The organism is Jannaschia halovivens, from assembly GCF_046452375.1.
GTDB classification, from domain to species: domain Bacteria; phylum Pseudomonadota; class Alphaproteobacteria; order Rhodobacterales; family Rhodobacteraceae; genus Jannaschia; species Jannaschia halovivens.
Genome location: NZ_JBKFDJ010000001.1, coordinates 1,249,858 through 1,263,223, shown reverse-complemented (window position 1 = coordinate 1,263,223; position 13,366 = coordinate 1,249,858). Strand labels below are relative to the sequence as shown.

The following is a 13,366-nucleotide window of genomic DNA, read 5'->3' as shown; positions in this document are numbered from 1 at the left end:
GCGACCTTCCTGCACCATCTGGCCGGAAAGGGCGCCGCCGGAGGGGCGCGCGCTTTCAATGGCTTGGCGCGCCCGTCAGGATCGGACCCCGGGAGGTCCGCCATGTCATCCACGTTTTTTGGAGCGATCGCAGACGATTTCACCGGGGCGACCGACCTCGCCGCGATGTTGTCGCGCGCGGGCGTGGCCGTCACCCTTCGGATCGGCGTGCCCGAGGGCCCGACCGAGGCGACGGCCTTCGAGGTCATCGCGCTGAAGATCCGGACCGTCCCGCCCGAGGATGCCGTGGCCGAGGCGCGGGCGGCGCTCCGCTGGCTGCGCGCGCAGGGGGCCGAGCGGATCTTCTGGAAATATTGCTCGACCTTCGACTCGACGCCGCGCGGCAATATCGGCCCGGTGGCCGAGGCGCTGATGTCGGATCTGGGGCTCGACCGGGCGATCCACTGTCCGGCCTTCCCCGAGAACGGGCGGCGCGTGTTCATGGGGCATCTCTACGTGGGCGAGCTTCCGCTGCACGAAAGCCCGATGAAGGATCACCCGCTGACCCCGATGAAGGATTCGTCGCTCGAGCGGCTGCTGGCCCCACAGGTCGCGCGCGAGACCGGGCTGATCGCCTTTCCGACCGTGCGGGCGGGGGCGGCGGCGGTGCGCGCGGCGCTGGACGACCTGCGCGGGCACGTGGTGGTGGACGCGGTCGAAGGCGACGACCTCGCCGTGATCGCCGAGGCGGTGCAGGGCGCGGACCTGATCTGCGGTGGCTCGGCCATCGCGCAACCGCTGCCAGCGCTCTGGCGCGACGCGGGCGCGGGGCTGGCGTCGCCCGCCGACCTGCCGAAGGCCGGGGGCGGACAGGTGGTGCTGTCGGGCTCCTGCTCGGCGATGACCCGCGCGCAGGTGGGGGCCTATATCGACGCGGGCGCGGCGGGCTACCGGCTGGACCCGATGGAGCTGGCGAAGGGCGGGCTCGAGGCGGCGCGCGCGTGGTTGGCGACGCAGGCCGTCGATGCACCGAAGATCCTGTTCGCCACCGCCGAGCCGAAGGCCGTGGCCGCCGCGCAGGAGGCGCTGGGCGTGGTCCGCGCGGGCACGCTGGTCGAGGATGCGCTGGCGCAATTGGCCCGCGACGCCCGCGAGATGGGCGTGGGCCGGATCGTCGTCGCGGGCGGCGAGACCTCGGGCGCCGTGACGCGCGCCCTGGCGGTCGAAAGCCTGCGGATCGGCCCCGAGATCGCGCCCGGCGTGCCGTGGTGCTTTACGGATGACGACACGGCGCTGGCTCTGAAATCGGGGAATTTCGGCTCGGAGCGGTTCTTCGCGGAGGCGTTCGAGATGCTGGAGACGGGGGCCGCGGCCGCCGAGTGATGCGCCCCGGCGCCTGCCCCAGCGCGGGATCGGACCCGCGCCTTAACGCTCGATCGGAATCGTCACCGGGCCATCATTGACCAGGTGCACCGCCATGTCGGCGCCGAAGCGGCCGGTCTCGACCGTGACGCCCTCGGCCCGCAGGGCCGTGACGAAATGCTCGTAGAGATGTTCGCCCAAATCGGGCGGGGCGGCCGCGGAGAAGCCGGGGCGGTTGCCGCGCGACGTGTCGGCGGAGAGCGTGAACTGGCTGACCACGAGCGCGCCGCCGCCGGTGTCGAGGAGCGAGCGGTTCATGCGCCCGTCATCGTCGCGGAAGATCCGCAGCTTGGCGATGCGGCCGGCGAGCGCATCGGCATTGGCCTCGGCGTCGCCCTGCATGGCGCACACGAGGATCATGAGACCGGGGCCGCAGCGCCCGGAGACGGCGCCGTCGATTTCGACCCGTGCCTCGGTGACGCGCTGGACGAGAGCTTTCATGCGGGGGCCTTCATCGCCAGACCTCAGCTCTCGGCATCGGCGAGGTCCAGTTCCTCGGCCCAGGGCGGGTTCGCCCCGGCCCGCGCGACGGTGATCGCGGCGGCGGCGACGCCCAGCTCCAGCGCGGCGCGCAAGGCGTCCGCGTCGGGGGTCGACTTGGCCAAGGCGCCCGCGCGGTGCAGCCCGGCGAGGACGCCCGCGTTGAACGTGTCGCCCGCGCCGACGGTGTCGACGACCTCGGCCCGGATGGCGGAGACGTGGATCTCGCCTTCCGCAGTGATCGCGGTCGCGCCCTTCGCCCCTTCGGTCAGCAGGACGACGCGCGCGCCACGGGCCAAGACCTCGCCCGGATCGGTTCCGAGCCAGGCCATGTCCTCGTCCGAGAGCTTGACGATGTCGGCGGCGCCAAGCAGTCGGTCGAGCCGCGCGCGGTAGGTAACGGGGTTGGCGATGAAGTCGGGGCGGATGTTCGGGTCGATCATCAGGGGCAGGTTCTGGTGCCCGAGGGCGAGCCCCTCGTAGGCCTGAGCCGACGGCTCGACCGCGAGACTGATGCCGCCGACGAAGAGCGCCGTGACGCCACGCATGTCGGGCGCGTCCACGGGCGAGAGCATCCGCCCCGCCGTCCCCTCGTCGTAGAAGGCGTATTGCGCCTGTCCGTCGGTCAGGGTCACGAAGGCCAGCGTGGTGGGCCGATCCGACCGCGCCGTGCGGTCGGTGACGCCCGAGGCCGCGAGTGCCTCGCCCAGCCGCGCCCCGAAGAGATCGGTCGAGAGCCCGGTATGCAGGCCCACGGGCGCGCCGAGCCGCCCGAGGGCGATGGCCGTGTTGAACACCGCGCCGCCGGTGGCCGGGTAGAAGCCCGGCCCGTCCGCCGTCTCGCGCGGCAGCATGTCGATCAGGGCCTCGCCCGCGCAGAGGATCATCCCTCGGCCTCCCGTCCGTGTCATCCGCGCGGACCCTAGGCCCCCCGCGCGCCGGGGCCAACCGGATTGCCGGTCACTCCGACAGCCAGCCCGCGCCGCCACCCGATGGCAGCGAGAGGCCCCCGGTCGAGATGCCGCCGCCCTCGGCCGCCGCATAGATGAAGAGCGCGATGGCCGCGACGATCAGCGCGGCGATGACGGCGAGCGCGATCTTCCACTTGGAATAGGGCCGCTCGCCCTGGACGCGGCCCGATTGGCCGTTGACCACGAAGCGGAAGGACTGGCCGCGATACTTGTAGGCCGCGACCCAGACGGGCAGCAGGACATGTTTGAAGGTCACGTTGGACAAGCGCGTGTCGATCGAGGTGATCCGCTGCTGGTCGCCGCCGATATCCATCCGCACGTCGCGCGCGATGACGGCATCCATGCGGGCGCGGGCCTCGGTCAGGCCATCCTCGAGTTCGACGCGGTAGGCTTCGGCCCGGAAGCCTGCGAGGAACTGGGGCGCGTAGGGCGCGAGTGCGGAGAGATCCCAGGGCTCCAGCGCGTCGGTGTGGCGCTTGGGCAGCGAGGTCGAGGCAAGGATCGTCATGTCGTCGAAGAAGCGCCGGACGCGCCCCCGCTTGGGCGTCCAGCGGATCTTGGGCACCTGCACCGAGACGGGCTTGCCGTCGCGCATGACGGTTTGTCGTACGTAGTAGGTGTCACCCCGATGACCGGCATAGGCGCTGTCGGTCTGGGCGTCGAAGGTCCAGTAGGGGACGTAGACGCCCGACATCTTGCGGCCCTTGCGAGCGTATTTCTGAAGGCCGTTCGGCGCGAACCAGAGCGAGCCCAGCCAGTCGTTCATCGCCGCGTGGGCGGTGGCTTCGTCGAGGCCGAAGGGCACGAGGGCGGCGGGCTTGATATGCCGGTTGGTGCCGGTATCGGTGACCACGGGCGTGGCGCAGAACGGGCATTCGGCGGCGTGGATGGCGGGGTCGAACTCGACCTGCGCGCCGCAGTTCGGACAGGAGAGGACGCGCGTCTCCTCGGTCTCGGCGCCGCCGCGGTCGAGGCCCGCGCGGATGTCGATCTCGCGGATGGCGGCGGGGCTGGCCCGGCCCAAGCCTTCGATATTGCCGCAATGGTCGCAGATCATCCGGTCGCCGCCGGGATCGAAGCGCATGTCGCCGCCGCAATTGTCGCAGGGGAAGCGATGCTCTTCGGTCTTTGGGATTTCAGGCGGGCGCGGGGCGCCGCGAACGGTCGGGATCTTCATAGGAACCGATGTAGGGCGCGGGGGACCATGATCCTGAGCGCGTTGTCGCGCAGGCGGATATGGCGCCAGAGGTGATAGGCGACGTGGACCGCGGCGATGGCGGCCACGGCGTAGAACTCGACCGTGTGCAGCGTGCCGGCCCAGCGGTTGGCCTCGGGCAGGCCGAGGGGCGGCGCGATGGGCAGGACGGTGCCCGCGAAGAGCGTCCGGCTGGCCGTGAGCCCGAGGAGGAAGCCCGTGAAGGCCACCCCAAAGAGGCCCCAGATCAACGCGAGATGGAGGGGGCGGTGGATGGCGCGGGCGGCGCCGGTGAGCTTCGGGCCGGGGCGCGATGCGAGGCCGCGGATCACGAGATCGGCCGTCCAGATCAGGGCGAGGCTGACGAAGACCAGGCCGAAGACCGAGTGCAGCTCGACCCACGCCCAGCCCCATGATGCGACATGGGCGGGGGTGACGAGGAGGAACCAGACAAAGAACGGGACCGTCGTCCAGTGGATCAGCTTCAGCCAGGTGCGGCGGGTGAAGCGGGGCGAGGGGGCCCGCCCCCTCGCGCTCCCCCGCCCAAGGGGGCCGTCCGCCCCCTTGGAGAACCCCCGAAGGTATTTCGGGCCAGAGGACGGGTGGGGTGCGCGAGTCAATGCAGCACCTTCGGCGTGATGCGGCGGAGCGCGCCGTCGCCGAGGACGGAGGCGCGCCAGAGGTTGAATACGGCGTGGAGGGCGGCGGCGGCGAGCGTGGCGAGCACGAGGCCGCGCGCGGCGGCGAGATCGAGCGCGGCCGCAAGTGCCGCGAGACCGTAGAGCGCGAGGAGGACCGCGTGGGCGAGATGCGCGGCGCGCCGGAGCGCGCCCTTGAGCGCGGGCGAGGGGCTGCCGCGCAGGCCGAAGACGGCGGTGATCGCGCCCCAGCCGAGCGCGTGGAGGGCCAGCGCCCAGCTCGGCAGCGCCCCGAAGAGCCAGGCCACCATCGCGATCAGCGCCGTCCAGTGCAGCGCCATCACCACGGGGCGGAGGGCGGCCGGGCCCCGGCTCATGCGGTGTGCACCGCCGGGTGGATGCCGGTGCGCCGCGTCGCCTTGGCCGGGGCGTCGGGAAAGATGGCGTCCCGCATGTCCTCAGCCCGCGGGGGGCGGGGGCGGGGGCATAACGGTGAAGAGCTGCGCCAGCTCGGTCACGTCCTCGGCGGTCATCCAGCCGTCCTGCCCTTGGGTCCAGACCAGCGTCTCGCGCGTGACCTCGCCATCGACGACCATCCGTCCGAGCCGCGCCTTGGAGAACGGGCCCTTCGTCGCCCCGTTCTCGGCGATGTGCCAGACATGCTCGACCGGCGGGGGCGGCGGCGGTGCGGCTGCGGCAGGCGCCGCGCCCCAGGGGCCGGGATTGGCCATCCGCTGCGCCATGCCCATACCCATCCCCATGCCAAGCCCCGCGCCCATGCCCGAATTCGGCGTGGCGGCGGCGGTCTGCATCGCCTCGGAGGTGGCGAAGTCGCGGTAACGGTCGAGATCGCCCAGCACCCCCATCGACGTGCGCTTGTCGAGTGCCGCCTCGACGGCGGGCGGCAGCGAGATGTTCTCGATATAGAGTTCGGGCACCGTGAGACCGTACTCGGCGATCGTCGCGCTGATCTGCTCGGCCACGATACGACCCAGGTCGTCGGTGTTCGCGGCCATGTCGAGGACCGGGATGCGACTTCCGGCGAGCGCGCGGGAGGCGGCCTGCACGATCATGTTGCGGATCTGGAACTGGATCTCGTCGCGGGTGAACTCGCCATCCGTACCGACGATCTCGGTCATGAACTTCGCGGGATCGCCGACCTTGATCGAATACGTCCCGAAGGCGCGCAGGCGGACCGGGCCGAACTCGGGGTCGCGCAGCGTGATCGGGTTCTTGGTGCCCCACTTGAGATCGGTCATCCGCGTGGTCGAGACGAAGTAGATCTCGGACTTGAAGGGCGATTTGAACCCGTGATCCCAGTGCTGGAGCGTCGTCATGATCGGCATGTTGTTGGTCTCGAGCATGTAGAGACCGGGCATGAAGACGTCGGCGAGCTGCCCCTCGTGGACGAAGACGGCGGCCTGTCCCTCGCGGACGGTCAGCTTGGCGCCGTACTTGATCTCGTGGCCGTGGCGCTCGAACCGGTAGACGAGCGTGTCGCGGGTGTCGTCGGTCCATTCGATGACGTCGATGAACTGGCCGGAGAGAAAGTCGAAGATGGGCATGGGGACCTCCCTTGAGCGCGTCAGACCGGGCCGGCGGGCCGGAGTTCGGACGCGATGCGCTGGATGATGGGGCGGGCTTGCGCGGCGTTCATGCCGATCGAGAGCCGCGGGTCGTAGAGCATCGTCAGAAGCTCTTCGTCATGGGTCGTCAGGAGCGCGAATTCCTCGTCGTCGTTGAAGATCGAGGGCCGTGCCGCGGGACTGTCATTGGCGAGGCCCAGGCCCTGCGCGATCTCCTCATGGTAGCAGGACAGGCGCATGAGGTCCGGGTGCTCGGACCGGATCAGCGAGATGGCGGAGACGTAGGTGTTGGGCTGGTCGGCGGTCGAGGAGGCGTAGACGGCGCAATAGGTGTTGCGGTCGAGATTGGTGATCTCGCGCACGGTGCCGCGACTGAGACCGGGCTCCAGCTGGCTGATGGCGGGGCCGAGGCCGCGCTGTTCGTCCACCGAGACGACGAAGACATGGTAGTTGCCGCCCGAGTTAACGACGTTGATCGGGTGGCCGGTCAGGCGGCGCAGGCGGGCGACGTAGGATCGCACGCGCAGGCGGTCGCGCTCGCGGGTGGCGGAATCGGAGCTGTCGCCGAAATGGAGTTGCAGGCGGACGGGGCCCTCCCAGCGGCGAAGCTGGGCGCGGCTTTGCTGGGCCACGTAGCGCCCGCCGATCTGCGTGTATTCGGAGAACAGCGCGATCCGCTCGAAGTTGCGCGCCAGCTCGGTCGCGCCATAGGCCGTGTCGGGGCCCCCGCCGTCGCGGCGCAGCAGCCCTTCGGTCAAGAGGCGCCGTTCGATCCGGCGATAGAAGGCGGCGGCAGCCTGGCTTTCGGCAGAGGGGCCGGCGCTGGAGACGGGTACGGCGGGGCGTGCGGTCGGGGTCGGCGACGGGTCGACGGGGGTCACGACCGGCTGGCAGGCCGAGGTCGCGAGGGCGGCGCCGAGAAGCGCCGCCATGATCCACCGGGCGTGCCTCACGCCGTGGGAACCGACGTGCCCGTGTTGTCGCCCACGCCATCGCGGCGGGCCGAGGCGGAGGCCAGCGTCTCGCGCAATTCGCGCTCCATCTTCTCGAGCTCTTCCTCGGCGGCGGCGCGGCGGGCCTTGCCCTCGTCGGCGATCTGGAGGCTTTCGTTGATGGTCGCCACGAGGTCCTCGTTGGCCTGGCGGACGGCCTCGATGTCGAAGACGCCGCGCTCCATCTCCTGGCGGACGACGGAGTTCGCTTCGCGCAGGTTCTTGGCGTTCGAGGTCAGGAGCTCGTTGGTCAGGTCGTTGGCATCACGCACGGCCTCGGCGGCCTCGCGCGAGCGCTGGATGGTGACGGCCTGCGCCAGTTGCGTCTCCCACAGCGGGACCGTGTTCACGAGGGTCGAGTTGATCTTGGTGACGAGGCTCTTGTCGTTCTCCTGCACCAGCCGGATCGAGGGCAGGGACTGCATCGTCACCTGCCGCGTCAGCTTGAGGTCGTGAACCCGGCGCTCGAGATCGTCGCGGGCGGCCCGCAGGTCGCGAAGCTCCTGGCTCTGGATCATCTTCTGATCCTCGGGCGCGGCCTCGACCTCGGCCTCCTTGGCGGGGATCACGGTCGCGTCGATCTCGGCCAGCTTGGCCTCGCCCGCCGAGATGTAGAGGCCCAGCTCCTCGTAGAAATCGAGCGTCTTCTCGTAGAGCTTGTCGAGCGACTTGATGTCCTTGAGGAGCACATGCTCGTGCTTGAGGAGGTCGTCGGTCACCTTGTCGATCTGGCCCTGCACGTCCTCGAACCGGCTGACGAACTTGGAGAAGGGCGCGGCGCGGCCGAGAAGCTTCTCCCACCACGACCGCTTGCGGCGGACGTCCAGCTCGGAGACGGAAAAGCCGCGGATCGTGCTGACGATGCCGCGCAAGGAATCGCCCGCGGGGCCGACATCCTTGTTCTTGACGTCCTGCAGCATGGCTTGGCTGATCTGCTGCAACTCGGCCTGCGCCGACGAGCCGAATTCGATGATCGACTGGGTGTCGGTCATGTCGAGCTCGTCCATCCGCTTGCGGATATCGGCCGCGACGGGGGCGGGCGCCTGGTCCAGCGGCACGATCGCGCCGCCCGGCTCGGGCAGGGTGACGGCGGTGACGGCCGCGATCTCGGATGCGTCTTCGGCGGCCTTCTGGCGAGTGGTCGTGTCCATGCGGTCTCTCCGGTTGGTCTAGTCTCGGACGGGCAGGCCGTCGCGTTTCAGGCGGTCGCGCAGCACCTCGATCTCGACGTCGAGGTCGGTGCGGTCGGTAACGAGCAGGGTCTCGCGCTTGGCGTCCATCCCCCGCTCGAGGTCGTCCAGAAGGGCGAAATACTCGGTCTTGGCGCCGGCATCCCGCGTCTGGGCGTAGAGGTCGGCGAACTTGGCCGTCGCGTCGCGCGCGGCCATCAGGTAGACGCCGAGGAACTTGCGCGCCGCCGTCAGGTCGCGGGGGTCGTCCTCGACGGTGCGGAACATCGCGCGGGCCTTGGCGGCGACCGAGGCGACGCGGGCCTCGGCCTCGCGATCCTTGGCGCGCAACACGGCATCCTCCATCGCGGCGAGGTGGGTCTCGGCTTCCTCGATGGTGCGGGCGACGCGCTCGGTCTGGAAGGCGTCGACGCCCTCCATCCCCTTGTCGGACATCGGGTCGAGGCCGAAGGACACCAGGTGCAGCGCCGCCGCCACTATGCCGTAGATGACGCCCGCGACGAGGCCGCCGAAGCCCGTCATGGCCCCGAGCGCGACGCCGATGCCGATCAGCACGGCCCCGAAGATCTTGCGCGGCACGGCGGGGCGACGGGCGATGCGGCGCGCGGCCCAGGCCGCCTCGGCCTTGAGCCCTTCGCGGGTCAAGATCGCCGAGCCGAAGATCGCGGCCCCGGACAGAAGGTTGACGGCCAGCGGGATGGCCCCGGTCTGGACGAAGGCGGCGATGACGGGAATGACGGCCAGCGCCATCAGGATCGACGTGCGCGCGCGGCCCATCATGGGAGGCTTCAACGGCGCGGGCGGCGGTGCGCCCGGTTCCGTCTTGCCCTGGGGGCTGAATTCACCGCCGAACCGTCGCGCCATGGATCAGAGGGCCCCGCCATCGAGCATGCCGGAGCCCGCCAGCGCGACGAGCACGGCGAGGGCCGTGAAGGCGATCTTTTGCAGCCCCTCGGATTTCATCGGTGACTCCCCAGCCGTGTCCCGCGAACCCTACGCGAAGCACGCGGTGTTGTTCCAGAGGAAGCTCGGGACATGCGTGCGTCAGCCCTTGCCCGCCATCAATCCCTTGGCCTGCGCATTGACCTTCGGGTCGGCCGCGCGCCGGTCGGCATGGAGCGCGCGGCCCGCGATGACGCCGGGGCGCGCGCCGACCTCGTCCAGCCAGCGCGCGAGGTTGGGCTTGTCGTCGAGCGTCTGCTGCTGCCCCTCCCAGAGCGAGGCCCAGCCCCAGCACGCCATGTCCGCGATCGAGTAGAATTCGCCCGCGATATAGCGCGACTTCGCCAGCTGCCGGTCCATCACGCCATAGAGGCGCCCGGTCTCGGCGCGGTAGCGGTCCTTGGCGTAGGGCAGGTCGTTGGGCGGATCCATCGCGGGCGCGTATTTCAGGAAGTGATGCGCCTGGCCCGCCATCGGCCCGAGGCCGCCCATCTGCCACATGAGCCATTGATCGACCGCGATCCGCTCGCGCTCCGTCCGGCCGCAGAAGGTGCCGGTCTTGCGGGCGAGATATTGCAGAATCGCGCCGCTCTCGAAGATGGCGATGGGCGCGCCGTCGGGCCCGTCGGGGTCGACGATGGCGGGCATCCGGTTGTTGGGACTGATGGCGAGGAAGTCGGGCTTGTGCTGGTCGCCCGCGCCGATGTTCACGAGACGCGTCTTGTAGGGCAGGCCCATCTCCTCGAGCACGATGGAGACCTTCCAGCCGTTGGGCGTGGGCCAGAAATAGAGGTCGATGGGATCGGTCATGGGGGCCTCCGTGCGGGATGCGGCGACGGTGGCGGGCCGTGGCCCCGGTTGCAAGCTTGTGACTTGATCCGGGGGGCGGATGCGCGCTATCGCCATCCCCGAGGGGATTTGATCCAGCTTGCGGCCCTCTGACCGGCGATACCCGGTCGCAATTCCGCTAAAGAGGCATCGGGCACGCCTGCGGCCCTCCCTCGATACTCTGGTGACACGCCATCGGCCCCCGAGGAGGTCCGCCATGAAAGACACGTCCAACCGCCCGCTCTCGCCCCGCACGATGGCCGTCCACGCGGGCACCCGCCGCTCGCAATACGGCGAGGTCTCCGAGGCGATGTTCCTGACCCAGGGCTTCGTCTACGACAGCGCGGAAGCCGCCGAGGCGCGGTTCCTCGAGGCGTCCCGCGAGGAGTTCATCTACGCCCGCTACGGCAACCCGACCGTCGCGATGTTCGAGGACCGGATCGCCGCCATCGAGGAGACCGAGGACGCCTTCGCCACCGCCTCCGGCATGGCGGCGGTCAACGGCGCGCTGGTCTCGATGCTGCGGGCCGGGGACCACGTCGTGGCGGGCCGCGCGCTCTTCGGATCGTGTCTCTATATCCTCGACGAGGTGCTGCCCCGCTACGGCGTCGAGGTCACGCTGATCGACGGCACCGACATTGCCGCGTGGAAGGCCGCGATTCGGCCCGACACGAAGGCCTGCTTCTTCGAGAGTGTGTCGAACCCGACGCTGGAAGTGGTCGACATCGCCGGTGTCGCGGCACTCGCCCATGACGTCGGCGCGCTGGTGATCGTCGACAACGTCTTCGCCACGCCCGCCTTCAGCCGGGCGGTCGAGCTGGGCGCGGATGTCGTCGTCTATTCCACAACCAAGCATGTGGACGGGCAGGGGCGCTGCTTGGGCGGGGTGATCTGCGGGACGACCGAGTTCGTCCGCAAGACCGCCGAGCCGTATCTCAAGCACACCGGCGGCAGCATGTCGCCCTTCAACGCCTGGGTAATGCTGAAGGGGCTTGAGCACATGGACCTGCGCGTCCGTGCGCAGGCCGCGACCGCTATGGCGCTGGCAGAGGCGCTGGAGGGTCACCCGAAGCTCGCCCGCGTGATCCATCCGCATCTGGCCTCGCATCCGCAATGCGACCTCGCCCGCGCGCAGATGGAGGAGGGGGGCACCGTCCTGTCCTTCGACGTCGCCGGGGGCAAGGAAGCGGCCTTCCGGGTGCTGAACGCGCTGGAGATCGTGCTGATCTCGAACAATCTGGGCGACGCGAAATCCATCGCGACCCATCCCGCGACGACGACGCATCAAAGGCTGCCCGATGACCAGAAGACGATGCTGGGGATCACGCCGGGCCTGATCCGGCTGTCCTGCGGGCTGGAGGACGCGGGCGATCTCGTGGCCGACGTGCTGGGGGCGCTGGACCATGCTTGAGATCCGCGAGGGTCGGGCTGCGGACATCCCCGCGCTGATCGAGATCTTCTGGCGCGGCGTCCACGAGGGCGCGGCCCCGTGCTACGACGACGCCGCACGGGCGGCGTGGCTGCCCGCCCGGCCCGATGCGGGCGCGTTCGCAGAGCGCCTGGCCGACCAGACCGTCCGCGTGGCCGAGCGCGACGGCGTGCCCGTGGGCTTCATGACGTTGCGCGGTGACGGCTATCTCGACCTCGCCTTTGTCGCGCCCGATGAACGGGGGCAGGGCACCGCCGATGCGCTGCTAGCGGTTCTCGAGAACGGCGCGCGCGCGGCGGGTCACACCCGTCTGACGGCGCGGGCCAGCGACATGGCGCGCCCGTTCCTCGCGCGGCTGGGCTGGACGGTCATCGCGCCCGCGCCGCAGGTCCGCGATGGCGTGACGATCCGGGCGACCGACATGGTGCGCGACCTGGGGCAAGGCACCGCGTCGCGCGCGGCCTGAACGGGACCGCGCCACCGGGCCGGGGCGCCGCGTTCGGCCCGCTCCCGGTCGAATCGGGCTTGGATTCCGCCGCGTAATCCCCACATGATGCGGCCTATGCGCGAACCGAAGGGAGGGACGGCCATGAACGTCCACGCACCGGATATTGACCGCCAGCCCGACGAAGACGACGTGCGCGATGCGCTCGATACGCTTCGCCGCTATGCCGATGCCGGGGGTGCGCCGCTGCCCGAGGCCTATCCGATCCTCGCCGATGCCTATCCCGCACTGGTGGCCGACGAGGCCTACCGCGCGACGCTGCCCGACCTTCAGAACGGCCCCGCGGACCTGATCCGGGGCGCGCATGTCGCGATCCAGCATGTCGGCATCTCGAACTTCCGCCTGCCGCTTCAGGTGCCGACGCGCGCGGGGCCGCGCGGCGTCGATGCTTCGGTGACCGGCACGGTCAGCCTCGCGGCGGGCCGGAAGGGCATCAACATGAGCCGTGTCATGCGCAGCTTCTATGCCCATGCCGCCGGGGCGGCCGGGTTCGAGGCGGTGGATGCGGCGCTCGACGCCTATCGCACCGATCTCGGGGCCGAGGACGCGCGCATCCTGCTGCGCTTCGCGCTGCCACTGGAGGTCGAGAGCCTGCGCTCGGGCCTGAGCGGCTGGCAGTATTACGATGCCGCCTTCGAAGTGATCCGGTCGGGGGACGCGCGCCGCCGGGTGATCCATCTCGATTACGTCTATTCCTCGACCTGCCCCTGCTCGCTGGAGCTTTCGGAACATGCGCGCCGCACCCGGGGCCAGCTCGCCACGCCGCATTCGCAGCGCTCCGTCGCGCGTCTTTCGGTCGAGGTGACGGGTGATGTGGCGGTCGAGGACGTGATCGACATGTGCCGCCGGGTCGTGCCTACGGAGACGCAGGTGATGGTCAAGCGCGAGGACGAACAGGCCTTCGCCGAGCTCAACGCCGCGAACCCGATCTTCGTGGAGGATGCCGTCCGGCTCTTCTCCGAAGGGCTTGCCGCGCTGGCGGGCACGGGGGACCACCGCGTCGTCGCCTCGCATCAGGAGAGCCTGCACAGTCATGACGCGGTCTCGGTCCTGACCCATGGACCGCTCTTCGCCGCCGAGACGCTGGAGCCGCGTCTCTTCGGGACGCTCGTGCATCCGGGCTAGACCCGTCCGCGACCCCGTGGCACGGTCTGCCACGGGGTCGCGCACACCCCGCCACAGGTCTCCGGACCCAAGTCGCGCATCCAG

14 protein-coding genes are annotated in these 13,366 nt (G+C 70.2%); 4 read left to right on the top strand and 10 right to left on the bottom strand.

The window, feature by feature from the left end; all coding sequences use genetic code 11:
- Nucleotides 1–102: 102 nt before the first annotated feature.
- Entirely contained in the window at nucleotides 103–1,362 is a 1,260-nt protein-coding gene (otnK, locus tag ACK8OR_RS06385) for a 3-oxo-tetronate kinase (RefSeq protein ID WP_410188584.1), read from the top strand.
- Between the two features lie 42 nt (nucleotides 1,363–1,404).
- Here the strand turns inward: otnK and dtd are convergent, their stop codons facing one another.
- The 10 genes from dtd to ACK8OR_RS06335 form a co-directional block, all read right to left on the bottom strand.
- Nucleotides 1,405–1,842 (bottom strand): D-aminoacyl-tRNA deacylase, encoded by a 438-nt coding sequence (gene dtd / locus ACK8OR_RS06380; RefSeq protein WP_410188583.1) that lies wholly within the window; start codon nucleotides 1,840–1,842, stop codon nucleotides 1,405–1,407.
- 23 nt (nucleotides 1,843–1,865) lie between these two features.
- Entirely contained in the window at nucleotides 1,866–2,768 is a 903-nt protein-coding gene (locus ACK8OR_RS06375) for a carbohydrate kinase family protein (RefSeq protein WP_410188582.1), read from the bottom strand.
- A 73-nt stretch (nucleotides 2,769–2,841) separates the two neighbouring features.
- The gene (locus ACK8OR_RS06370; RefSeq protein WP_410188581.1) at nucleotides 2,842–4,029 is read right to left on the bottom strand and encodes a primosomal protein N' (replication factor Y) - superfamily II helicase; all 1,188 of its coding nucleotides are present in this window, start codon (nucleotides 4,027–4,029) and stop codon (nucleotides 2,842–2,844) included.
- Nucleotides 4,026–4,667, bottom strand: coding sequence for a cytochrome b/b6 domain-containing protein (locus ACK8OR_RS06365; RefSeq protein WP_410188580.1), 642 nt, complete (start codon nucleotides 4,665–4,667; stop codon nucleotides 4,026–4,028). The genes ACK8OR_RS06370 and ACK8OR_RS06365 overlap by 4 nt, the downstream gene beginning before the upstream one ends.
- Nucleotides 4,664–5,062 carry a hypothetical protein gene (locus ACK8OR_RS06360; RefSeq protein WP_410188579.1) on the bottom strand — a complete coding sequence of 133 codons (399 nt, stop codon included), beginning with the start codon at nucleotides 5,060–5,062 and terminating at the stop codon, nucleotides 4,664–4,666. The genes ACK8OR_RS06365 and ACK8OR_RS06360 overlap by 4 nt, the downstream gene beginning before the upstream one ends.
- 81 nt (nucleotides 5,063–5,143) lie before the next feature.
- The gene (locus tag ACK8OR_RS06355; RefSeq protein WP_410188578.1) at nucleotides 5,144–6,250 is read right to left on the bottom strand and encodes an SPFH domain-containing protein; all 1,107 of its coding nucleotides are present in this window, start codon (nucleotides 6,248–6,250) and stop codon (nucleotides 5,144–5,146) included.
- Between the two features lie 20 nt (nucleotides 6,251–6,270).
- On the bottom strand, nucleotides 6,271–7,203 hold the full coding sequence (locus ACK8OR_RS06350; protein WP_410188577.1) for a DUF2927 domain-containing protein: 933 nt from the start codon (nucleotides 7,201–7,203) through the stop codon (nucleotides 6,271–6,273).
- Between the two features lie 17 nt (nucleotides 7,204–7,220).
- On the bottom strand, nucleotides 7,221–8,414 hold the full coding sequence (locus ACK8OR_RS06345) for a toxic anion resistance protein (RefSeq protein WP_298434132.1): 1,194 nt from the start codon (nucleotides 8,412–8,414) through the stop codon (nucleotides 7,221–7,223).
- Nucleotides 8,415–8,432: 18 nt separating this feature from the next.
- Nucleotides 8,433–9,233: a 5-bromo-4-chloroindolyl phosphate hydrolysis family protein gene (locus ACK8OR_RS06340; RefSeq protein WP_410188576.1), complete on the bottom strand. Its 801-nt coding sequence runs from the start codon at nucleotides 9,231–9,233 to the stop codon at nucleotides 8,433–8,435.
- 264 nt (nucleotides 9,234–9,497) lie between these two features.
- A complete protein-coding gene (locus ACK8OR_RS06335) occupies nucleotides 9,498–10,205 on the bottom strand; it encodes a glutathione S-transferase N-terminal domain-containing protein (protein ID WP_410188575.1) in 708 nt (235 codons plus the stop codon).
- A 235-nt stretch (nucleotides 10,206–10,440) separates the two neighbouring features.
- Between ACK8OR_RS06335 and metZ the strand changes: the two genes are divergently transcribed.
- From metZ to folE2, 3 genes are all read left to right on the top strand, one after another.
- Nucleotides 10,441–11,634: an O-succinylhomoserine sulfhydrylase gene (gene metZ, locus ACK8OR_RS06330; RefSeq protein WP_410188574.1), complete on the top strand. Its 1,194-nt coding sequence runs from the start codon at nucleotides 10,441–10,443 to the stop codon at nucleotides 11,632–11,634.
- Nucleotides 11,627–12,118, top strand: coding sequence for a GNAT family N-acetyltransferase (locus ACK8OR_RS06325; RefSeq protein WP_410188573.1), 492 nt, complete (start codon nucleotides 11,627–11,629; stop codon nucleotides 12,116–12,118). The genes metZ and ACK8OR_RS06325 overlap by 8 nt, the downstream gene beginning before the upstream one ends.
- 123 nt (nucleotides 12,119–12,241) lie before the next feature.
- A complete protein-coding gene (folE2, locus tag ACK8OR_RS06320) occupies nucleotides 12,242–13,282 on the top strand; it encodes a GTP cyclohydrolase FolE2 (RefSeq protein ID WP_410188572.1) in 1,041 nt (346 codons plus the stop codon).
- Nucleotides 13,283–13,366 lie beyond the last annotated feature (84 nt).

Bases quoted from the DNA above. Each gene is read 5' to 3' on its own strand.
- otnK (WP_410188584.1), top strand. From the start codon at position 103: ATGTCATCCACGTTTTTTGGAGCGATCGCAGACGATTTCACCGGGGCG.
- dtd (WP_410188583.1), bottom strand. From the start codon at position 1,842: ATGAAAGCTCTCGTCCAGCGCGTCACCGAGGCACGGGTCGAAATCGAC.
- ACK8OR_RS06375 (WP_410188582.1), bottom strand. From the start codon at position 2,768: ATGATCCTCTGCGCGGGCGAGGCCCTGATCGACATGCTGCCGCGCGAG.
- ACK8OR_RS06370 (WP_410188581.1), bottom strand. From the start codon at position 4,029: ATGAAGATCCCGACCGTTCGCGGCGCCCCGCGCCCGCCTGAAATCCCA.
- ACK8OR_RS06360 (WP_410188579.1), bottom strand. From the start codon at position 5,062: ATGAGCCGGGGCCCGGCCGCCCTCCGCCCCGTGGTGATGGCGCTGCAC.
- ACK8OR_RS06355 (WP_410188578.1), bottom strand. From the start codon at position 6,250: ATGCCCATCTTCGACTTTCTCTCCGGCCAGTTCATCGACGTCATCGAA.
- ACK8OR_RS06350 (WP_410188577.1), bottom strand. From the start codon at position 7,203: ATGGCGGCGCTTCTCGGCGCCGCCCTCGCGACCTCGGCCTGCCAGCCG.
- ACK8OR_RS06345 (WP_298434132.1), bottom strand. From the start codon at position 8,414: ATGGACACGACCACTCGCCAGAAGGCCGCCGAAGACGCATCCGAGATC.
- ACK8OR_RS06340 (WP_410188576.1), bottom strand. From the start codon at position 9,233: ATGATGGGCCGCGCGCGCACGTCGATCCTGATGGCGCTGGCCGTCATT.
- ACK8OR_RS06335 (WP_410188575.1), bottom strand. From the start codon at position 10,205: ATGACCGATCCCATCGACCTCTATTTCTGGCCCACGCCCAACGGCTGG.
- metZ (WP_410188574.1), top strand. From the start codon at position 10,441: ATGAAAGACACGTCCAACCGCCCGCTCTCGCCCCGCACGATGGCCGTC.
- ACK8OR_RS06325 (WP_410188573.1), top strand. From the start codon at position 11,627: ATGCTTGAGATCCGCGAGGGTCGGGCTGCGGACATCCCCGCGCTGATC.
- folE2 (WP_410188572.1), top strand. From the start codon at position 12,242: ATGAACGTCCACGCACCGGATATTGACCGCCAGCCCGACGAAGACGAC.